General features: G+C 67.7%; 21 protein-coding genes. 5 read left to right on the top strand and 16 right to left on the bottom strand.

What is annotated here, in order from left to right:
* Position 1: 1 nt before the first annotated feature.
* From AC07PV_RS04565 to AC07PV_RS04540, 6 genes are all read right to left on the bottom strand, one after another.
* Positions 2–874, bottom strand: a complete 873-nt coding sequence (locus AC07PV_RS04565; protein WP_494629538.1) for a metal ABC transporter permease — start codon at positions 872–874, stop codon at positions 2–4.
* Positions 871–1617 carry a zinc ABC transporter ATP-binding protein AztA gene (gene aztA, locus AC07PV_RS04560; protein ID WP_494629537.1) on the bottom strand — a complete coding sequence of 249 codons (747 nt, stop codon included), beginning with the start codon at positions 1615–1617 and terminating at the stop codon, positions 871–873. Before aztA ends, AC07PV_RS04565 begins: the two co-directional genes overlap by 4 nt.
* 103 nt (positions 1618–1720) lie before the next feature.
* Positions 1721–1897, bottom strand: coding sequence for a hypothetical protein (locus tag AC07PV_RS04555; RefSeq protein ID WP_494629535.1), 177 nt, complete (start codon positions 1895–1897; stop codon positions 1721–1723).
* 174 nt (positions 1898–2071) lie between these two features.
* Positions 2072–2245 carry a hypothetical protein gene (locus AC07PV_RS04550; protein ID WP_494629534.1) on the bottom strand — a complete coding sequence of 58 codons (174 nt, stop codon included), beginning with the start codon at positions 2243–2245 and terminating at the stop codon, positions 2072–2074.
* Between the two features lie 119 nt (positions 2246–2364).
* Positions 2365–2643 carry a hypothetical protein gene (locus tag AC07PV_RS04545; RefSeq protein WP_218297565.1) on the bottom strand — a complete coding sequence of 93 codons (279 nt, stop codon included), beginning with the start codon at positions 2641–2643 and terminating at the stop codon, positions 2365–2367.
* A 501-nt stretch (positions 2644–3144) separates the two neighbouring features.
* Positions 3145–4032 carry a hypothetical protein gene (locus tag AC07PV_RS04540; protein ID WP_492255200.1) on the bottom strand — a complete coding sequence of 296 codons (888 nt, stop codon included), beginning with the start codon at positions 4030–4032 and terminating at the stop codon, positions 3145–3147.
* Between the two features lie 234 nt (positions 4033–4266).
* Here AC07PV_RS04540 and AC07PV_RS04535 point away from each other — a divergent pair, with 234 nt between their 5' ends.
* Positions 4267–4977 carry a 2'-5' RNA ligase family protein gene (locus tag AC07PV_RS04535; protein ID WP_494629533.1) on the top strand — a complete coding sequence of 237 codons (711 nt, stop codon included), beginning with the start codon at positions 4267–4269 and terminating at the stop codon, positions 4975–4977.
* Positions 4978–5051: 74 nt separating this feature from the next.
* On the opposite strand, the gene putA is transcribed toward AC07PV_RS04535, so the two are convergent.
* A complete protein-coding gene (gene putA, locus AC07PV_RS04530) occupies positions 5052–8816 on the bottom strand; it encodes a trifunctional transcriptional regulator/proline dehydrogenase/L-glutamate gamma-semialdehyde dehydrogenase (RefSeq protein WP_494629531.1) in 3765 nt (1254 codons plus the stop codon).
* Positions 8817–8959: 143 nt separating this feature from the next.
* On the opposite strand from putA, the gene AC07PV_RS04525 reads away from it, so the two are divergent.
* The 3 genes from AC07PV_RS04525 to rlmD all read left to right on the top strand — a co-directional run bounded on the left by AC07PV_RS04525 (position 8960) and on the right by rlmD (position 11402).
* The gene (locus AC07PV_RS04525) at positions 8960–9433 is read left to right on the top strand and encodes an Lrp/AsnC ligand binding domain-containing protein (protein WP_218297562.1); all 474 of its coding nucleotides are present in this window, start codon (positions 8960–8962) and stop codon (positions 9431–9433) included.
* A gap of 116 nt (positions 9434–9549) precedes the next feature.
* Positions 9550–9870, top strand: coding sequence for a hypothetical protein (locus AC07PV_RS04520; RefSeq protein WP_218297561.1), 321 nt, complete (start codon positions 9550–9552; stop codon positions 9868–9870).
* Positions 9871–9938: 68 nt separating this feature from the next.
* On the top strand, positions 9939–11402 hold the full coding sequence (gene rlmD, locus AC07PV_RS04515) for a 23S rRNA (uracil(1939)-C(5))-methyltransferase RlmD (RefSeq protein ID WP_492807648.1): 1464 nt from the start codon (positions 9939–9941) through the stop codon (positions 11400–11402).
* Between the two features lie 71 nt (positions 11403–11473).
* Here the strand turns inward: rlmD and AC07PV_RS04510 are convergent, their stop codons facing one another.
* Both AC07PV_RS04510 and AC07PV_RS04505 read right to left on the bottom strand, forming a co-directional pair.
* On the bottom strand, positions 11474–11851 hold the full coding sequence (locus AC07PV_RS04510) for a hypothetical protein (protein WP_218297559.1): 378 nt from the start codon (positions 11849–11851) through the stop codon (positions 11474–11476).
* A 120-nt stretch (positions 11852–11971) separates the two neighbouring features.
* Positions 11972–12667, bottom strand: coding sequence for a Bax inhibitor-1/YccA family protein (locus tag AC07PV_RS04505; RefSeq protein WP_010458089.1), 696 nt, complete (start codon positions 12665–12667; stop codon positions 11972–11974).
* Between the two features lie 223 nt (positions 12668–12890).
* Between AC07PV_RS04505 and AC07PV_RS04500 the strand changes: the two genes are divergently transcribed.
* A complete protein-coding gene (locus AC07PV_RS04500) occupies positions 12891–13298 on the top strand; it encodes a GlcG/HbpS family heme-binding protein (RefSeq protein ID WP_218297558.1) in 408 nt (135 codons plus the stop codon).
* A gap of 252 nt (positions 13299–13550) precedes the next feature.
* On the opposite strand, the gene AC07PV_RS04495 is transcribed toward AC07PV_RS04500, so the two are convergent.
* The 7 genes from AC07PV_RS04495 to AC07PV_RS04465 form a co-directional block, all read right to left on the bottom strand.
* On the bottom strand, positions 13551–13778 hold the full coding sequence (locus AC07PV_RS04495) for a hemin uptake protein HemP (RefSeq protein ID WP_492255206.1): 228 nt from the start codon (positions 13776–13778) through the stop codon (positions 13551–13553).
* 547 nt (positions 13779–14325) lie between these two features.
* Entirely contained in the window at positions 14326–14736 is a 411-nt protein-coding gene (locus AC07PV_RS04490) for an ExbD/TolR family protein (protein ID WP_218297556.1), read from the bottom strand.
* Between the two features lie 3 nt (positions 14737–14739).
* On the bottom strand, positions 14740–15459 hold the full coding sequence (locus tag AC07PV_RS04485) for a MotA/TolQ/ExbB proton channel family protein (RefSeq protein ID WP_218297555.1): 720 nt from the start codon (positions 15457–15459) through the stop codon (positions 14740–14742).
* A gap of 39 nt (positions 15460–15498) precedes the next feature.
* Positions 15499–16188, bottom strand: coding sequence for an energy transducer TonB (locus tag AC07PV_RS04480; protein ID WP_218297554.1), 690 nt, complete (start codon positions 16186–16188; stop codon positions 15499–15501).
* 98 nt (positions 16189–16286) lie between these two features.
* A complete protein-coding gene (locus AC07PV_RS04475) occupies positions 16287–16559 on the bottom strand; it encodes a (2Fe-2S)-binding protein (RefSeq protein ID WP_218297553.1) in 273 nt (90 codons plus the stop codon).
* Positions 16560–16673: 114 nt separating this feature from the next.
* Positions 16674–17801, bottom strand: coding sequence for an alpha-hydroxy acid oxidase (locus AC07PV_RS04470; RefSeq protein ID WP_494629529.1), 1128 nt, complete (start codon positions 17799–17801; stop codon positions 16674–16676).
* Between the two features lie 75 nt (positions 17802–17876).
* Positions 17877–18569, bottom strand: coding sequence for a Fe2+-dependent dioxygenase (locus tag AC07PV_RS04465; RefSeq protein WP_494629527.1), 693 nt, complete (start codon positions 18567–18569; stop codon positions 17877–17879).

Genomic DNA, 18569 nt, shown 5'->3' with positions numbered 1-18569 from the left:
TTCAGGCCTTGCGGTGTGGACGGCGCCGGTGGCGCCAGAGAAGGCCGTCGCGGGGGCCCGCGGCGACGGAGAGCAGATAGGCGATGCCCGCGACCAGCACGATGGCCGGGCCCGACGGCCACTGCGCGTGGTACGACAGCAGCAGGCCGATGAAGCCCGAGAGCGCCGCGATGACGGCCGCCACCAGCGCCAGGCTCCAGACTTCCGCCGCCCAGAAGCGCGCCGCCGTGGCGGGCAGCATCATCAGGCCGACGGCCATGAGGGTGCCCAGGGCCTGGAAGCCCGCCACCAGATTCGCGACGGTCAATACCAGGAAGATGCCATGCACCAGCATGCCGCGGCCGCCGACATTGCGAAGAAATCCAGGGTCCAGGCACTCCACCACCAGCGGCCGATAGATCACGGCCAGGACGGCCAGCGTCACGCTGGCGACGCTGGCGATGAGCAGCAGCGCCGCATCGTCCACGGCCAGGATGGTGCCGAACAGCAGGTGCATCAGATCGACGCTGCTGCCGTGCGTCGAGACCATCAGCACGCCCAGCGCGAGCGCGATCAAATAGAAGGCCGCGAAACTCGCATCCTCGCGCTGCGACGTGGTCCGCGTCACGAAGCCCGCTGCGAGCGCGACCGCCAGCGCCGCGAAGAAACCGCCCAGGCTCATGGCCGGCAGCGAGAAGCCGGCGATCAGAAACCCCAGCGCGGCCCCCGGCAGCAGCGCGTGGCCCATGGCATCGCCCACCAGGCTCATGCGTCGCAGCACCAGCAGCGTGCCCATCGGCGCGCTGCCGAGGCTCAGGGCCAGCGTCGCGACCAGCGCGCGGCGCATGAAGCCGTACTCGGAGAACGGCTGGAGGAGCAGCGATGCCAGCGTCACGCGGCTTCCTCGCACAACGCCGCATCGTCGTCCCAGGCCTCGGCCATCTGCCGGGCGCGGAACAGGTGCTCGGCGTGCAGCACCTCTGCGGTCGGTCCCCAGGCCACGCAGCGCCGCGCCATCAACAGCGTTCGGTCGAAATGCCGGCGCACCTGTTCCAGATCGTGCAGCACCGCGATGACGGTGCGCGACTCGGCGTGCCAGCGGGCCACTACGGCGAGCAGGTCGGCGGTGGTGCGCGCATCGATGGCGTTGAAGGGCTCATCGAGCAGGATCACTGGCGCATCCTGCAGCAGCACGCGCGCGAACAGCACGCGCTGGAATTGGCCCGCGGACAGCTCGGCGATCCCGCGGCGTTCGAAGCCGGCCAGGCCGACCGCATCGAGCGCGTGGTGCACGGCGTCGCGCTGCGGCGCGTCGAGTCCGCGCAGACTTCCGACGCGCGACCAGTGGCCCAGCGCGACCAGATCGAACACGCGGATCGGAAAGCTGCGGTCGATCTCGGCCTGCTGCGGCAGCCAGGCGATGCGGCCGGCGGCGCGCTGCACCTCCCCTTCGACCGGCGAGACGCGGCCCATGATGGCCGCCAGCAAGGTGGTCTTGCCCGCGCCGTTGGGCCCGACGATGGCGGTGAGCGAACCCGGTGCGAAGTCACCCGACACGTGGTGCACGGCCGGGTGGCCGCGGTAAGCCACGGTCAGGTTGCGCAGGCGGATCGCCGCGTGTTGGGGGAGGGCTGTCATCAGGAGATCGCCCAGGCCACGGCGAGCCACAGCAGCGCGATCAGCGCCAGCGCACCCACGCCCCGTTTCCAGGCGCCGGCCATCAGCAGGCTTGCAACACCCCTCATGCGCCCGCCGCTTCGGCCGCGCAGTCGGCGCTGCGCCCCTGCAAAACCATACCGTGGCGCTGCGCGGCCAGGCCTTGCGTCACCATGCCGCCCATGGAGATCCGGCAGGCACGAATCGGGTGCGTGCGCTCCCAGGCCTTGCGATGAAAGTAGGGATGGTGGCGGTGTTCCATGGGTTTATATTATTGCAAATGAATTATCAATTGCAATAAGAGGGTCTGGAACGCTGGACACGGGGTGCTCGCCTGGGCGGGCGGGGCGTACTGGAATCACGGGCCGATCCAGGCCACGCAGGCGTTGTGTTGCGTGCTGCCGATGGAGGCGCCCGCGCGGGCGTCCAGCCCGCGCTACTGGCCGGGAATGTCCGGCTCGGGATACGCGGGTTTCACCTCGCCGGGCTTCTCCGGCACCGAGGCGGGGACGGGGCGGCTTTCCGGCTCGGACTCGCTCGGCACAGGATTCGGCCTCTCCGGAGTTTCGGGCTCGTGCGTCTGGGGTTTTGCGGGGATGGGATTGATCATGGCAGCCCCTTGGGTACGTTGAAAAATCATCCAGTGGGTCGCTTGGGCTGGCGCGCGGCAGTGCGGCGACGCGGCTGCACACCGGGTGGCCAGGGCAGAAGCTTCCTCGTAGCGGGATTTCACTGCCCGCCGGTCTTGCCTCCAGGATTTTGGGGGCCCGCGCCACGGTGGGACTTCGTCCAATCGTAGGGCGAGCCATCTGGCAGCCGCCGATCTGCCACCGTATTCACACCGGCATGCCCCACGCTCTCCGCCAGTTCGCTCGAGATGCACACATGGCGCTTTCCTTCCTTGCGTTTGATCTCGCACAGAGCCAGCGCGGCCTGGAGTTTTCCGGAGTCAAAAATCTCCATCCCAGGCACCCCGGGCTGTTCTTGCCAGTAGACGACGATACTCATGGCGACTCGGTTTCCTATTTCTGTCCGGTGGTGCTCAGGCTATCTTCCCATGCGGGCCCGGGTGTTGCCATGGGTTCCCGGTGCGATGTAGGAGAAAGGCGTAGCGAAGGCGCCAAGCCGCGGGTCAGAACCGCATGCGGACCGCGCCTGCGTCACGCTCCTTCACCCACCCCGCCAGAGAAACTGAACGCGTGTTGCGGCCATCAGGGCAGGCCCGCGACGAGGCCTGCGGTTTTCGCGGGGCCGCCGCTCAAGGGCATTGCGGGCTGTAGCCCGATCGCAAGGACGCTGCCCAACACGCCGGAGAATCTCGCCCAATGGCGCATGCCCACGCAGAAGATCAGGCCCGCCAGCGCCTTGCCGGAATTGGGAGTCGCCCTGCAGGATGCGCGGGACATCGAGGCATGCTGTCAATGCAGCGCTGAAAGAAGCGTCCGTGGTGCCCGCATGCGGGAAATGTCGCCGCGTGGCTCAATGTTGGTGGAAGGTGTCCGTGGGTTTCTATGCCTGGACTTCACCGGTGAGCGGATCGTAGGCCCGCCCGTCGGTATCGATAATGTTCCCCGTCACCGTATCGTACTTGCCCAGACGATAGGTGCCGGCGCCCTTGCCATCCAGGCCGATGTAGTCGGATCGGGCAAGAACCACGCGATTGTTCTGGGAAACAACCCCGTCCTTGGTCCATTTGTTGTCCATGAGCCATTCGGATACTTGGACGCCCTCTGGAGCGTCAATCTTTCCGTCCATGCGCATCTTGACGAGCGTTGGATCCATATTGAAGCCCTCTGCCGCAAGCAGTTGGGCGGGGTTCTTCTTGTAGAAAGTGGCCGTCTCCTTGGTCATCGTCGACAGGTCGCTTTTCACCAGTGTGGAACCGTCCGTGGGGAACTTGGACAACTTGCCGCTGCGGATGGCTTCGTAGTCAGCGGCAAACTCGGGATGGTTCTTGAAGAACATGTAGCGGCTGACGGTGCGCTCATCTCCCGCAGAAAGTGATAAAGAAAGAACCTTGACATAGTCTGGTGGCTCATAGTCTGCTGCGAAGGTGTCGCCCAGGCCGTCTTCCCACTCGCGGAATTCCTCCAGGTTGCTGAAGGGGGCCTTGGCCGAGGCCTGTGTGGTGGCCCCGGAGTCCTTGTTGTACAGGGCGGCGGTTGATTGATAGGGCTGGGTCTCCGACACGGTGGCGGGTGTCGCCGCCGTACCCGCCGTCTTGCCCTGGGAGCCTTCCGCGGACAGTTCTTCCAGCGTGGTCTTCAACTCTTTCAGGAAGGTGAGGGGATCGGCGTCCGCATGCTTTTGGGCTGTGCGCTCTGCCGCCTTGGCCGCCAGGGTGCTGGAGACGCCCAGGGACGTCAGCATGTTGGTGGCTTGTGAAATATCGAACATCTTGCGACTCCTTCGGTGGGCGGGCGATCCATGGCGTGGCACGGGGCCGGCGAGGGTTCTTTGGGCCTTGCTCCGATGGTCTCCCAGTTCGTCCTTGGCAATCCTCCGGTAAGAGGCGTAAAAACTGTACTTTTTGGCCAGTGGGCTGCGGTGGGCGAGTCCGTACCGGTGCCACCCTTGTCCGCAAGGAGCGGCGTGCCGTGGGGACGCCACCTTTTTTCAGGAGCCAACGGGATGTCTGACGGCCTGCGGTGGCTGCCGGGGATGGAGAACCTGCCCTTGTCTCCAGCCGCGCGGCGCCATGACCACCACCTCTTTTTCGCCGTGCTGGCGGATGGCGCCGTGGCCGCCCGCGCTGTCCGGCTGTGCGACCAGGAGACGGCCGCCCGCCAGGTGGAGGAGGGCCACAGGGTGCGCACCGAGCGGTTGCATGTGACGCTGGCCTCGCTCGGATGGGATGCCGAGTTCAGCCCCCGCAAGGTCTGGTGGGCGTGTGCGGCCGCCGCGCAAGTTCGCGCACCGGCGTTTTCGCTGCGGCTGGACCGCTGCCTGAGCTTTCAGGGGCGCCAGTCCAGGCGGCCCCTGGTCCTGTGCGGCAGCGAAACCGGCGTGGCGGGCATGGTGGCGCTGCACCAGGCGCTGCACCAAGCCCTGCGGGCGTGCGTGCCAGGCCCTGCGCCAGCGCGTGCCGAGCCATCGTTCACGCCGCACATGACGCTCCTCTACGGCCCTTCTGCCGTGGAGGAACACGGCGTGGAGCCTCTTGAATGGAGGGTGGATGCCTTCCAGCTGCTCTACAACCGCCGCGGCTCGCCCGGGCCCTACCAGGTGCTGGGGCGCTGGGGCCTGGACCAGCTGGCCTTTTTTCAGGCGGAGCAGGGCCGGCAGCCCGCACCGGCCGGCGAAGATCCGCCGCCGCGGGGTGGTCCAGATCAAATGCTATAAAAAAAGTAGCTGCCAGCGCTTGAAAGATAAGCCGTGGGGGCAGTTTTTATTCAGATCCTGCGGGCAAGGCCGCCTCAGCCAATCGTCATCAGGCTCGCGTTGCCGCCCGCGGCGGCGGTGTTCACGCTCAGTGCGCGCTCGATCAGCAGGCGCTCCAGCGGCACGTCGGTGGCGCCCGGGGGCAATGCGGTCACGCCCACGATGGGGCCGGGACGGCGGGCCAGCGCCTCGCACACCGCGTGCAGCGAAGCCGCATCGCCATGGTGCAGCACGGCGGACAGTTCGATGCGGCCGTCGTCCAGCACCTGATCCGCCACCGCGATGCTGGCCTGGACGGCCGGGGCAAGCTGTGCAAGCAAGCCCGCCTGGGTGGAAGGCCACAGGGCCTTGCCGCCCGAGGCCAGCACGGCCGCGGTCTGCGTGAGCAGGTCGCCTTCGGCCTGGGCCAGGCACAGCACGCGGGGCCGGGGGGCCAGGGTGTAGACGTTGCGCTCACCCGTGGGGCCGGGCAGGGTGCGCGCCGTGCCGCTCTGGGTGGCGGAGGCGAACGCGCGGCAGGTGTCCGCCAGCGCGGGGCGGCCCTGCGTGTGTGCCCACTGCTCCAGTGCGTGCAGGGGCGCCAGCCAGGGTTCGCGCGCTGCCACGTCGGGTGGCGCCGTGCGGTCCGCCGCGGCGAAGGTGCGTGCCAGCGCATCGGCCGGGCGCCGCGACAGCAGGCGCAGCAGGTACAGCGGCCCGCCCGCCTTCGGGCCCGTGCCCGACAGGCCCTCGCCGCCAAACGGCTGCACGCCCACCACGGCGCCCACCATGTTGCGGTTCACGTAGACGTTGCCCGCATGGGCGCGGTTCACCACGCGGGCGATGGTTTCGTCGATGCGGGTGTGCACGCCCTGCGTGAGGCCGTAGCCGGTGGCGTTGATCTGGTCGAGCAACTGGTCCAGGTCGTTGCGGGCATAGCGCACCAGGTGCAGCACGGGCCCAAAGACCTCGCGCTGCAGCTCCTGGATGCCGTGGAGTTCAATCAGCGTGGGCGGCACGAAGGTGCCCTGGGCGGTTTCATCGGCGCTGCAGCGGCACTGCTGGAACACGCGATGGCCCCTGGCCTTGAGCGCATCGATGTGCGCGGTGATGCCTGCCTGGGCCTCGGCGTCGATGACCGGGCCCACGTCGACCTGCAGCGTGCCCGGGTTGCCCATGCGCAGTTCACCCATGGCGCCCTTGAGCATTTCCACCACGCGGTCGGCGGCGTCCTCCTGCACGCACAGCACGCGCAGGGCCGAGCAGCGCTGGCCGGCGCTGTCGAACGCGGAGGAGACCGCGTCGGCCACCACCTGCTCCACCAGCGCCGACGAGTCCACGATCATCGCGTTCTGCCCGCCCGTCTCGGCGATCAGGGGGATGGGGCGGCCGGCGGCATCCAGGCGGCCTGCGATGGCGCGTTGCAGGATGCGCGCCACGTCGGTCGAACCGGTGAACATGACGCCCATCACACGCGGGTCGCCGATCAGCCGGGCGCCCACGGTCTCGCCCTGGCCGGGCAGCAGCTGCACCACGCCGCGCGGCACACCCGCCTGCCACAGAACGCGCACGGCCTCGGCGGCGATCAGCGGGGTCTGTTCGGCCGGCTTGGCCAGCACGGGGTTGCCGGCGGCCAGGGCTGCGGCCACCTGGCCCATGAAGATGGCGAGCGGGAAGTTCCAGGGGCTGATGCAGGCCACGGGGCCCAGCGGAAGGTGGGTGGTGTTGTCGAAGGTGGATTCGACCTGCGCGGCGTAGTAGCGCAGGAAGTCCACCGCCTCGCGCACCTCGGCGACCGCGTTGCTGCAGCTCTTGCCTGCTTCGCGCATCAGCAGACCCAGCAGGGGCTGCATGCGGTCCTCCAGCAGGCCCGCGGCACGGTCGAGCGTGGCGGCGCGCTCGGCCGGGGGCGTCGCGGCCCACAAGGGGGCCGCCCACAGGGCGTGTTGCAGGGCCGCATCCACGTCGGCGGCCGTGGCCTCCTGCACCTGGCCCACCACGTCGCGGTGGTCCGCGGGGTTGCGCACGGGCATCGGCGCGCCGGGCGCGGCGTCGGCGCCGAGCAAGGGGCCGGCGGTCCAGCCCTGGCTGGCGGTGGCCTGCAGGATCGCGTCCAGTTGCGCGAGGGTGTTCTCGTTCGACAGGTCGAGCCCGCGCGAGTTGGCGCGGTGCGGGCCGTACAGGCCCCGTGGCGTGGCGATGCGCGGGTGGGGCAGGCCTGCGCCGCCTTCTGCGGCGGCCTGCTGGTCCACCACCTCGACGGGGCTCTTCACCAGGTCCTCCAACGCGATGGTCTCGTCGGCGATGCGGTTCACGAACGAGGTGTTGGCGCCGTTTTCCAGCAGGCGGCGCACCAGGTACGCCAGCAGGGTCTCGTGCGTGCCGACGGGGGCGTAGATGCGGCAGGGCCGACCCAGCTTGCCGGCGGTGACGGCGCCCACCACCTGCTCGTACAGGGGCTCGCCCATGCCGTGCAGGCACTGGAATTCGTACTGGCCGGCATAGTAGTTGTGGCCCGCCAGGTGGTAGATGGTGGCGAGTGTTTCCGCGTTGTGCGTGGCGAACTGCGGGTAGATGGCCTCGGGCGCGGCCAGCAATTTCCTTGCGCAGGCGATGTACGAGATGTCGGTGTGCACCTTGCGGGTGTACACGGGGTAGTCGTCCAGCCCGTCGACCTGGGCGCGCTTGATCTCGCTGTCCCAGTAGGCACCCTTGACCAGGCGCACCATCAGTCGGCGCTGCGTGCGGCGCGCCAGGTCCACCACGTAGTCGATGACGAAGGGGCAGCGCTTCTGGTAGGCCTGGATCACGAAGCCGATGCCGTTCCAGCCGGCCAGCGAAGGCTCGTGGCACAGGCGTTCGAGCAGGTCCAGCGACAGCTCCAGCCGGTCGGCCTCCTCGGCGTCGATGTTGATGCCGATGTCATAGCTGCGCGCGAGCTCGGTCAGGCGCAGCACCAGCGGGTACAGCTCGTCCATCACACGGGCGAACTGCGCGCGGCTGTAGCGCGGGTGCAGGGCCGACAGCTTGATCGAGATGCCGGGGCCTTCATAGATGCCGCGCCCGGCGGATGCCTTGCCGATGGCGTGGATGGCCTGCTCGTACGACGCGTAGTAGCGCTGGGCGTCCTCGCTGGTCAGCGCGGCCTCGCCCAGCATGTCGTAGGAATAGCGGAAGCCCTCGCCTTCCATCTGGCGGGCGTTGGCCAGGGCTTCGCCAATGGTCTCGCCGGTCACGAACTGCTCGCCCATCATGCGCATGGCCATGTCCACGCCCTTGCGGATGAGCGGCTCCCCGCCCTTGCCGATCAGGCGGCCGAGCGATGCGCCCAGGCTGCCTTCGCTGTGCGTGGCCACCAGCTTGCCCGTGATGAGCAGGCCCCAGGTGGCCGCATTCACAAACAGCGAAGGGCTCTTGCCCAGGTGGGGTTCCCACTGGCCGTTGCTGATCTTGTCGCGGATCAATGCATCGCGCGTGGCCTTGTCGGGGATGCGCAGGAGCGCCTCGGCCAGGCACATCAGCGCCACGCCTTCTTGCGACGACAGCGCGAACTCCTGCAGCAATCCCTGCACGATGCCCGCGCGGCCCCCGGCGCTCTTGCGGCTGCGCAGGGCGCCCGCAATGCGCAGCGCCAGCTGCCCGGCCGCTTGCGCCATCGCCTGCGGCAAACGGGCCTGCGCCAGCAGCGGGGCCAGGGCCTCGGGCTCGGGGCGCCGGTAGGCCGCGGTGATGGCGGCGCGCAACGGGCTGGCCAGGGGCGAGCGCGGGGCAAAGCCGGCGGGGCTGGTGGAAGAGGGCAGGGCGCCGATGGGCTGCGTCATGGCGTGTCTTTCGGTGGGTATCAGGGGTATTGGTGGTTGGGCCCCCAGGGCCTGCCGGGGGCGGCTGGATGCGATGATCCTTGGTCTGTGGATGAATAAATGGTCGAAAATAGGCGGTATGTCAGAATAAATCACTATCCACCATGACGATGGAAACCGATCTGGACCGTATTGACCGCAAGATTTTGTCAATCCTGCAGGAAGATGGGCGCATTGCCAATCTCAAGCTGGCGGACGCCGTCGCGCTGTCGCCCACCGCGGTGCTGGCGCGCGTACAGCGCCTCACGCGCGACGGCTTCATCCTGGGCTACGAGGCGCGGCTCAACCCGCTGAAGCTGGGGGCGGGCATGCTGGTGTTCGTGGAGGTGCTGCTCGACCGCACCACGCCGAATGTGTTCGACCAGTTCAAGGCGGCGGTGCAGGTGCATCCCGAGATCATGGAGTGCCACATGGTGGCAGGGGGGTTCGACTACCTGCTCAAGACGCGCTCGGCCGACATGAACGCCTACCGCGTGTTCGCAGGCGCGGTGCTGTGGCAACTGCCCGGCGTGCGCGAGACACGCACCTATGCGGTGATGGAAGAGGTCAAGCACACCAACCACCTGCACCTGCGTTGAAGGGGCGCGCGGGGCCCGGCGGTGCGCGACGCTGCCATGGAGCCACGGCTGCATTGGCTCGGCAGGCCAAAGCCTCCATAATCCCAGGCAGACATGCCAGATCGAGGAGAAGAACCATGACCCGCTTCCCATACGCCACTGCCGCTGCCGCCGCGCTGCTGGGCGCCCTTTTCAGCCAGTCGGCCGCGGCTTCGTGCTACGTGGTCTACGGCCCCGACAAGGACATCGTGTACCGCGCGCCCGAACCGCCGGTGGACATGTCCTACCAGATCCACCAGACCCTGCCGCTGGTGGCGCCGGGCGCCACGCTGGTGTTCACGCCGGACAATTACAACTGCGACCTCACCGTCAACAAGCTGCCCCTGGCGTCCGCGCAGGGCGCCACGGGATCCATGGGATCCGTCGGCGGCCGCCCCGCGCGCGCGGACCGCGGCTGACCTGACCGAGCCGGCAGGCTGCGGCGATCCCCGGGCAGGCACCGGCCCGGGCCTGAGACAATCGGGGGATGAGCGAACCGAAAGAACTATCCCCCTCGTTTGAACCCACCGCGCAGGATTCCCACGGCGATCTGCCCGAGGGCTGGCTGCAGGTCCAGTCCATGGACCTGGATGCCCAGGGCGTCGCCCGCAAGCCCGACGGCAAGGTCATCTTCATCGACGGTGCCCTGCCGTTCGAGCTGGTCACCGCCAACACCCACCGCAAGAAGAACAACTGGGAGCAGGCCAGCCTGACGGCGATCCACCGCGAATCGTCGCAGCGCGTGCGCCCCGGCTGCCCGCACTTTGGCCTGCATGCCGGAGCCTGCGGCGGCTGCAAGATGCAGCACCTGCACGTGGGCGCCCAGGTGGCCGTCAAGCAGCGGGTGCTGGAAGACAACCTGTGGCACCTGGGCAAGGTCAAGGCCGGCACCGTGCTGCGCCCCATCGAAGGCCCCGCCTGGGGTTACCGCTACCGTGCGCGGCTGTCGGTGCGCCATGTGATCAAGAAGGGCCAGGTGCTGATCGGCTTTCATGAACGCAAGAGCCGCTACGTGGCGGACATGCAGCAGTGCCCCGTGTTGCCGCCCCATGTAGACGCCATGCTGATGCCCCTGCGGGCCCTGATCGCCGACATGGATGCGCGCGACACCTGCCCGCAGATCGAGCTGGCCTGCGGCGACAGCGTGACGGCCCTGGTGCTGCGCCACCTGGAGCCGCTGAGCGCCGGCGACATCGCCCGGCTGCGCGCCTTCGCCGCCGATCACGGCGTGCAATGGTGGCTGCAGCCCAAGGGCCCGGACACGGTGAAGCTGCTCGAGGAGGGCGGCGAGCAGCTTTCCTATGCGCTGCCGGATTTCGGCATCACCATGCCGTTCAAGCCGACCGACTTCACGCAGGTGAACCCGCACATCAACCGCGTACTCGTCTCCCGCGCGCTGCGCCTGCTGGACGTGCAGCCCCACGAGCGTGTGATCGACTGGTTCTGCGGCCTGGGCAACTTCACGCTGCCGCTGGCCACGCAGGCGCGCGAGGTGCTGGGCATCGAGGGCAGCGAGGCCCTGGTGGCCCGCTCGCGCGAGAACTATGCATTGAATCAGGCTGCAGCGCAGGACCATAAAGCGCTGGCAGCTACTGATTTTGTAGCGCGCAACCTGTTCGAGATGACCCCGGAGATGCTGGTGGCCGACGGCGCGGCCGACAAGTGGCTGGTCGATCCGCCCCGCGAAGGCGCGTTCGCGCTGGCCAAGGCGCTCGCCGACATCGAGCAGGCGCGCATCGGCGCCGAGGGTGCGGGCCCGCTGCCCGCCGGGGCCGAAGGCTGGACCCCGCCCAAACGCATCGTCTATGTCAGCTGCAATCCCGCCACGCTCGCCCGCGATGCCGGGTTGCTGGTGCATCTGGCGGGCTACCGCTGCACGGCGGCCGGCATGGTGAACATGTTCCCGCACACGGCGCACGTGGAAAGCATGGCGGTGTTCGACCGCGCCTGAGGGGAGAAAGGGCCGCCGCAGCCGGTGTGCGCCGGCCTGGCCGCGCACGGGGGGAGAGCGGCCCGCTAGCCCTAGCTGCGGTTGCGGTTCGAAGCCGCGTCGCGGGGCTCGGTCTCGATATCGCCGGACCGTTCGGCGCGCTCGGGTTTCTCGACCACCTTGCCGAGCACCGAAGGCGTGCCTTCCAGCTTGTTTTCACGCATGTAGGCGTCCATGTCCTTCCACCCGGCGAACACCGAGGCCTTGGCGGCCTTGGGGTTCAGGGTGTAGCAGTCTTCCAGCCCGCGCAGCGCGTGGCGGCAGGCGCCGCCGATGGCCTTGGCTTCTTCCTCGCGCTGGACGATCCTGGGATCCGGGCCCAGGCCAGGGATCTTGTTGCAGGCGGCCAGCAGCAGGATGCTGCACAGGGCCAGCATGCGCAGTGCGGTGGAGCGGGTTTTGCGATACATGTGCTTGCATTATCGGCACGCTGGCCGCGCTATTGAGGGCTTGGCGGTGCGAAGCGCAAGAAAAAGGCTCCCGAAGGAGCCTTTTTGCCTTGAGGTGGCGCCCGGGAGCGCGCCACGGGGTCAGTCGCGCTCGCCGCCCATGATGCCCAGCAGGGCCAGCAGGCTCTGGAACACGTTGAAGATGTCCAGGTACAGGGCCAGCGTGGCGCTGATGTAGTTGGTTTCGCCGCCGTCCAGGATCTGCTTCAAGTCATACAGCATGTAGGCGCTGAAGATGCCGATGGCAGCGACCGAGATCGCCATCATGCCGACCGAGGAGCCGACAAACACGTTGATGACGGCGCCCACCATGAGCACCAGCGCGCCCACCATCAGCCACTTGCCCATGCCCGAGAGGTCGCGCTTGATCACGCTGGCCAGGCTGGCCATCACGAAGAACACGCCCGCGGTGCCGGCGAAGGCCGTCATGATGAGGTCGGTGCCGTTCTTGAAGCCCAGCACCATGCCGATGAGGCGTGAGAGCATGAGGCCCATGAAGAACGTGAAGGCCAGCAGCACGGGCACGCCGGCTGCCGAACGCTTGGTCTTTTCGATCGCGAACATGAAGGCGAACGCGCCGCCCAGGAACACGATCAGGCCCACGCCGCCGCGCAGCGACTGGGTGATGCCGGTGGCGACGCCGACCCATGCGCCCAGCACCGTGGGGATCATGCTCAGCGCGAGCAGCCAGTAGGTATTGCGAAGCACCTTGTGGCGCTCCTCCTGCGAGATGCCATAGCCCGCAGAGTGCCCCAGGGTGGTGACTTGGTCATTCATCTTGTGTCTCTCCTTGTTGGCCTGCACGACGCAGACAGTGCAAATTCTAGGTGGTGGCGGCTGGAGGCCTTCCAATATCCGCGTCCGGTCACCTACTTTTGGTAAGGGTTCTTTCACCCTGCATGGGGGTGAGGGGGTGGGCGTATGCCGCTATGCTTGCCGTCTTTCCCCCGCCGGCGCGGACTCCCGCGGCCCGGCATTCTTCTCCTTTGCGGGTATACCAATGAAAACCAAGCATGAACTCGAACTGGCCGACGTGAAGGCCATTGCCGCTGCCGCCGAAGCCGAGGCGCTCAAGAACCAGTGGGCCGTGACCATCGCCATCGTGGACGATGGCGGCCACCTGCTGTGGCTGCAGCGCCTGGATGGCGCCGCCGCGGTGTCGTCCCACATCGCCCCGTCCAAGGCCCGCACGGCCGCCCTGGGGCGCCGCGAGAGCAAGGTGTACGAGGACATCGTCAACGGCGGCCGCACGGCCTTCCTGAGCGCGCCCGCCATCGACGGCCTGCTGGAAGGCGGCGTGCCGATCCTCAAGGACGGCCAGTGCCTTGGCGCCGTGGGGGTGAGCGGTGTGAAGTCCACCGAGGACGCGCAGGTGGCGCGCGCCGGCATCGCCGCTCTGGGGCTTTGACGGGAGTCCAGGGCGTGGGCCCGCAGGGGGCAGGGGGCTGAAGAGCTTTCAGGTCCTGTGCCCCCCAATGAAAAAACCGGCCCGCGAGGCCGGTTTTTTCATGGCGTGATGGAGAAATCTGGGGCGGGGATGGGACCGCAAAAAAAGCCTGGCTACGCGGGCGAACCCGTTGGCTGGCAAAAACGACCCTTTCGAGCTTGTAGCAAGCCCGGGAGTCGCCCCACGATGAAACTTGGAGCCCGCTGCCAGGGACTACTTGGTCAGGATCAGCTTGCCCAGCTTGGTTGCCTGCAGGCGGTACACCGATCCGTTGTGGCTGATGGCCACGGCCTTCTGGCCTTGCAGCAGGGAGCTGCTGTCCACGGCGGCGGTAGGGGTGTTGGGCTCGGTGCGTTGGCTGGCCAGTCCGTCGGCGTGCGAAACCCCCTTGCTGGCGGAGGCGGGGCGCAGGATCGAAGCGGCGGTCAATGTGGCTTGCATGAGGTTGTTCCTGGTGCGTTGCAGTGCGTTTTGCTAATGATAACGATTCGCAATTACAAGTCAAGCAACAGGAGTGTTTCTTTTTGTTCTTCTGGGTGAGACATTTGATTTCGAATGGTGCGCCGCTGGTTTTGGCGCCGATTTACGCAGCCTCAAGCGGGAAAGTAGGTCAAGCAGCCGGGGGGAAACGGAAACGGTCACGTCTCGGGCGGCGGGTGTCACCCCGCTCCGACGGGAACCGCCCAGGTGTGAACTGACCCCGGATGCGGCGCCGCTGTGGGTCAGTCTTGGCAGAGAACACTGTGGGGTCTCTGCAGGGACCCGCCTCTCCACCGCCGGGTGAGCCGCTTCAGAGGATGAAGGAAGCCAGGGCGTTCTCGGCGCCCGAGCGGGTTCACATCCCCCCGCCGACATCGGGCTGGGCAGGAAAAACGACCCAAAGACGAACAAACCCGGCGCGTCCTCTGCAGCCAATAGTGCAGCGGCCGGGCCGGGCGGGTTTTTGGCGCGCAGGACGCTGGCGGATTGTCTGACTGATTGACTGTCTTCAGGGCGCGGGGTCGGTCACGAAACCGATCTTGCGCACGCCAGCGCGTTGCGCGGCGGCCATGGCCTGGGCCACGCGCTCGTAGCGCACTTCCTTGTCGCCGCGGATGTGCAGATCGGGCTGCGGCTCCTTGGCCGCCTCGACCTGCAGGCGCGGGAAGAGTTCTTCCTCCGTGACCTGCGACTCGTTCCAGTAGTACTTGCCGTCGGCCGATACCGACAGGCGCACCGTCTCGGGCTTGATGTTCTCGGGCTGGTTCGTGGCGCGTGGCAGGTCCACGTTCACCGAGTGCTTCATGACGGGCACGGTGATGATGAAGATGATGAGCAGCACCAGCATGACGTCCACCAGCGGCGTCATGTTGATCTCGTTCATCACGTCATCGGCATCGTCTTGCGTTCCGAAAGCCATGGCTCAGCCGCCTTTCTTCATGGGCAGCACCTTGCCCTGTTCGCCCGCCGCGCTCACGCGGGCGCCGGTGACGAAGTAGGCGTGCAGGTCGTGGGCGAAGCTGTTGAGGCCGCCCAGGATGGACTTGTTGCCGCGCACGAGGGCGTTGTAGCCCAGCACGGCGGGGATGGCCACGGCCAGGCCCAGGGCGGTCATGATCAGCGCTTCGCCGATGGGGCCGGCCACCTTGTCGATGGTGGACTGGCCCGAGGTGCCGATGGCCAGCAGCGCGTGGTAGATGCCCCAGACGGTGCCGAACAGGCCGATGAAGGGGGCGGTGGAGCCGACCGAGGCCAGGATGGCCAGGCCCGACTGCAGGCGCGAGGTGAACTCGTCGATGCAATTGCGCAGGCAGCGGGTGACCCAGTCGCTCACGTCCAGCGTGTCGTGCAGGTGGGCCTTGGTGTTGCGGTGGTGGGCGGTGGCTTCACGGCCTTCCAGCGCCAGGTGGCGGAAGGGGTTGGTAGGGTCCGTGCCCAGCTTGGTCAGGCCGGCGGCGAAGTCCTCGCTGTGCCAGAAGTCCTGCGCGGTGCGGGCGTGCTTCTTGAACTTGATGATGTCCAGCGCCTTGATGAGGATGACGATCCACGAGGCCAGCGACATGGCCAGCAGCAGGATGGCGACGGCGCGGGTGACGAAGTCACCCTGGATCCAGACGTTGGCGATGCCGAATTGCGATTCCATGAGAAAAACTCCCTAAAGCGGTGATTTGCGGTGATTTGGTTATTCGAGAACGAAGTTGACAGGGACCAGGTTCCACATGGTCTCGGGCACGCCGTTGCGTTTGCCGGGCACGAAGCGCCAGCGCATGACGGCTTCCTGGGCCTGTCGGTCCAGCCGGTCGAAGCCGCTGGACTTGTTGATTTCGACCTTCTGGGGCAGGCCGTCGGTGCCGATCAGTACCCGCAGCACCACCTTTCCCTGCTCGCCCATGCGCTTGCTGATGGCCGGATAGCTGGGTTTGGGGTTGTTTAGGTAGGCGGCGTCGCTGGACGGCAGTTCGATCTTGGGCGGCGCGGGGGGCGCTGGAGGAGCTGGCGCCGGTGCGGGCGGGGCCATGGGCGCCTCGATGGGCGGTGCCGGCGGCTGCGGGGTGGTGATGCCCGTGGGGGCATTGGGGGCGGGCGTGGGGTCCGCGATGGCCACCGGCATGGGTGCGGGGCGCGGGGCGGCCTTCGGGGCCGGCTTGGGAGGGGGTGGCGGCGCGGGAGGCGGTGGCGTGACCTTGGGGGGCGCGGGTGGTGCGATGAATTCCGTCAGCAATTCCGCCGGCACGATGACTTCGGCCGCGCGGCGCAGCAGGCCCGACTGCAGGGCCCAGAGGCCCGCAACATGCAGTGCGACGACGGAGCCCACGATCACGGTGTTGCGGCTGAACCCCCCGGGGGTGGCAAAACGATCTGGGTGAGACATAAAAATGATAGCAGCTAGCGCTTGTGGATCAAGCGCTAGCGCCCTAAAAGACCTTGATTATTTGCGAAAGATCCACCAGGCCGAGCCTGCGACGAGGATCAGGCTGCCAGCGAGCGTTGAGAGGAGTTCCATGACTTGCTTTCCAGGATGGAGCTGGCAAGCTGGATCGTTTGCGGCGCTGCCTCATTGTGCAGGGCCGCCACCGGATTCGATGCGCTGCACTGTGCCACCACGTCGCGGGCACAGCTTTCGCAGCATCCGCATTGGGTGGCCACGCCCAGCTCGAACTGGATTTCGTCAAAGCTCATGCCCGCACGTGCGTGGCGGGCAATCTCACGGTCGGAAATCCGGCGGCAAACACAGACGATCATGGCGGCAGGCAGTGTGGCTGGCTGTTGAAGGTGTCGCCATTATAAATAAGAATCTATCGCATTTGCAATAAGCCATTTCTGCCATGAGGGAGAAACCGGCGCAAAGGCGCCGCCTCAGCCGGGGCTGTCTGCGGTGAGCAAGGCTGGCGTGGCGTCTGCCAGCGTGGCGCAGCCGGTGAGCGCCATGGCGATCTCGAGCTCGTCGCGCAGCAGGCGCAGCACGTGGGCGACGCCGGTGGCCCCCGCATTGGCCAGCCCCCAGACGGCCGGGCGCCCCACCAGCACGGCGGATGCCCCCAGCGCCATCGCTTTGAGCACGTCGGTGCCGCGCCGGATGCCGCCATCCACCAGCACCGGCAGTGCGCCGCCCACGGCCTGCACCACGCGCGGCAGGGCGGTGGCCGTGGCCGGGGCGGTGTCCAGCGTGCGCCCGCCGTGGTTGGACACGATGACGCCCGCAACGCCGGCCGCCACGGCCTGGCGCGCATCCGCCGGGTGCAGCACGCCTTTGAGCAGCACGGGCAGCCGGGTCACGGACTGCAGCCACGCCACGTCGTCCCACGTGGGGGCGTGGTGCAGCAGCCCGTCGAACAGCGCGCTCTGGTCCGCGCCGAGGGGTGGGGTGGGCGGCGCCTGCATGCCGGCCAGATTGACGGGGCCGATGCCGGGCGGCAGGCGAAAGCCTGTGCGGCGCTCCCGGTCGCGTGCGCCGCTGGCGGGCGCGTCCACGGTCAGCACCAGGGCTTCGAACCCTGCGGCCTCGGCGCGCTGTGCCAGTGCGCGGGTCAAGCCACGGTCTGGCTGCAGGTACAGCTGAAACCACAGCGGACCGCGGCCGGGGTCGGGCAGTACGGCCTGGGCAATGCTCTCCAGCGACACGCTCGCCTGGGTGCTCAGCACCACCCCCGCGCCCAGGGCCGCAGCCGCGTAGGCCATCGCCAACTCGCCGTCGGCGTGGGCCAGGCGCTGAAAGGCGACGGGTGCCAGCAGGATGGGGTGTGCCAGCGTGCGGCCCAGCAGCTGGACGCGGGTGTGCCCGCCCGCCAGCGGACGCAGCACGCGGGGCCACAGGGGCAGGGCGTCCCATGCGCTGCGGTTGCTGCGCAGGCTGATCTCATCGGCCGCGCCGCCACTGAAGTAGGCCCAGGCGTTGTCGTCCAGGTGCCGCCGGGCCTGCTGCTCGTGGTCGGCCAGGCTGACGATGCCCGGAGGAAGCGGTTGGCGTGCGGGGACGTGGGTCATGGCAATGAAAAAAGCACCTGGCGTTTGTTCAGAGCGCGCAAGGTGCTATCAATAAAGGAGCGAAAGGGGCGGCGCTCACACGTCGGCCCACATGCGCAGCAGGTTGTGGTACGTGCCCGACAGGGCGATGACCGAAGGATCCGTTTCACCCACGCTCTGGCGCAGCCGCAGCAGGGCCAAGTCCATGTCGAACAAGAGCTGGCGCTGCTCCAGCCCGCGCACCATGCTTTCCACCCAGAAGAAGCTGCTGATGCGGTGGCCGCGGGTGACGGGCGACACCTGGTGCACGGTGCTGCTGGGGTACAGGATCATGTCGCCGGCCGGCAGCTTGATGCGTTTTTCGCCCCAGGCTTCGGTGGCGACCAGTTCGCCGCCGTCGTATTCGTCCGGCGGGGTCAGGAACAGCGTGCACGACAGGTCGCTGCGCACCCAGCAGCTGTCTGCCTTGGAGTGCATGACGGCGCTGTCCACATGGCGGCCATAGAAGTTGGCGCCGTCGCCGTAGTTGTTGAACAGCGGGTTGTAGATGCGCCGGGGCAGGGCGGCCGAGAAGAACAGCGCATTGCGGGCCAGCGCGGCCTTGACGATGCCTTGCAGCTGGGCCGACAGCTCGCTGCCCTGCGCGAGTTGCAGGTTGTTCTTCTGGTGCACGGCCTGGCTGCCCGCGCTGCGGGCGCCATCCACCCAGGGGGTGTCGGCCGCCCAGAGCTTTTGCCGGAACAGGGCGACCTCGTCGGCCGTCAGTACGTCTTGGATGTGCAGGAACAT

The sequence above is a fragment of the Acidovorax sp. GW821-FHT09A11 genome (assembly GCF_059418365.1).
This window is presented reverse-complemented; position numbering and strand designations above follow the sequence as displayed.

Excerpts from the sequence above, each read along its gene's own strand:
- aztA (WP_494629537.1), bottom strand. The coding sequence starts at position 1,617 with ATGACAGCCCTCCCCCAACACGCGGCGATCCGCCTGCGCAACCTGACC.
- AC07PV_RS04555 (WP_494629535.1), bottom strand. The coding sequence starts at position 1,897 with ATGGAACACCGCCACCATCCCTACTTTCATCGCAAGGCCTGGGAGCGC.
- AC07PV_RS04550 (WP_494629534.1), bottom strand. The coding sequence starts at position 2,245 with ATGATCAATCCCATCCCCGCAAAACCCCAGACGCACGAGCCCGAAACT.
- AC07PV_RS04545 (WP_218297565.1), bottom strand. The coding sequence starts at position 2,643 with ATGAGTATCGTCGTCTACTGGCAAGAACAGCCCGGGGTGCCTGGGATG.
- AC07PV_RS04540 (WP_492255200.1), bottom strand. The coding sequence starts at position 4,032 with ATGTTCGATATTTCACAAGCCACCAACATGCTGACGTCCCTGGGCGTC.
- AC07PV_RS04535 (WP_494629533.1), top strand. The coding sequence starts at position 4,267 with ATGTCTGACGGCCTGCGGTGGCTGCCGGGGATGGAGAACCTGCCCTTG.
- putA (WP_494629531.1), bottom strand. The coding sequence starts at position 8,816 with ATGACGCAGCCCATCGGCGCCCTGCCCTCTTCCACCAGCCCCGCCGGC.
- AC07PV_RS04525 (WP_218297562.1), top strand. The coding sequence starts at position 8,960 with ATGACGATGGAAACCGATCTGGACCGTATTGACCGCAAGATTTTGTCA.
- AC07PV_RS04520 (WP_218297561.1), top strand. The coding sequence starts at position 9,550 with ATGACCCGCTTCCCATACGCCACTGCCGCTGCCGCCGCGCTGCTGGGC.
- rlmD (WP_492807648.1), top strand. The coding sequence starts at position 9,939 with ATGAGCGAACCGAAAGAACTATCCCCCTCGTTTGAACCCACCGCGCAG.
- AC07PV_RS04510 (WP_218297559.1), bottom strand. The coding sequence starts at position 11,851 with ATGTATCGCAAAACCCGCTCCACCGCACTGCGCATGCTGGCCCTGTGC.
- AC07PV_RS04505 (WP_010458089.1), bottom strand. The coding sequence starts at position 12,667 with ATGAATGACCAAGTCACCACCCTGGGGCACTCTGCGGGCTATGGCATC.
- AC07PV_RS04500 (WP_218297558.1), top strand. The coding sequence starts at position 12,891 with ATGAAAACCAAGCATGAACTCGAACTGGCCGACGTGAAGGCCATTGCC.
- AC07PV_RS04495 (WP_492255206.1), bottom strand. The coding sequence starts at position 13,778 with ATGCAAGCCACATTGACCGCCGCTTCGATCCTGCGCCCCGCCTCCGCC.
- AC07PV_RS04490 (WP_218297556.1), bottom strand. The coding sequence starts at position 14,736 with ATGGCTTTCGGAACGCAAGACGATGCCGATGACGTGATGAACGAGATC.
- AC07PV_RS04485 (WP_218297555.1), bottom strand. The coding sequence starts at position 15,459 with ATGGAATCGCAATTCGGCATCGCCAACGTCTGGATCCAGGGTGACTTC.
- AC07PV_RS04480 (WP_218297554.1), bottom strand. The coding sequence starts at position 16,188 with ATGTCTCACCCAGATCGTTTTGCCACCCCCGGGGGGTTCAGCCGCAAC.
- AC07PV_RS04475 (WP_218297553.1), bottom strand. The coding sequence starts at position 16,559 with ATGATCGTCTGTGTTTGCCGCCGGATTTCCGACCGTGAGATTGCCCGC.
- AC07PV_RS04470 (WP_494629529.1), bottom strand. The coding sequence starts at position 17,801 with ATGACCCACGTCCCCGCACGCCAACCGCTTCCTCCGGGCATCGTCAGC.
- AC07PV_RS04465 (WP_494629527.1), bottom strand. The coding sequence starts at position 18,569 with ATGTTCCTGCACATCCAAGACGTACTGACGGCCGACGAGGTCGCCCTG.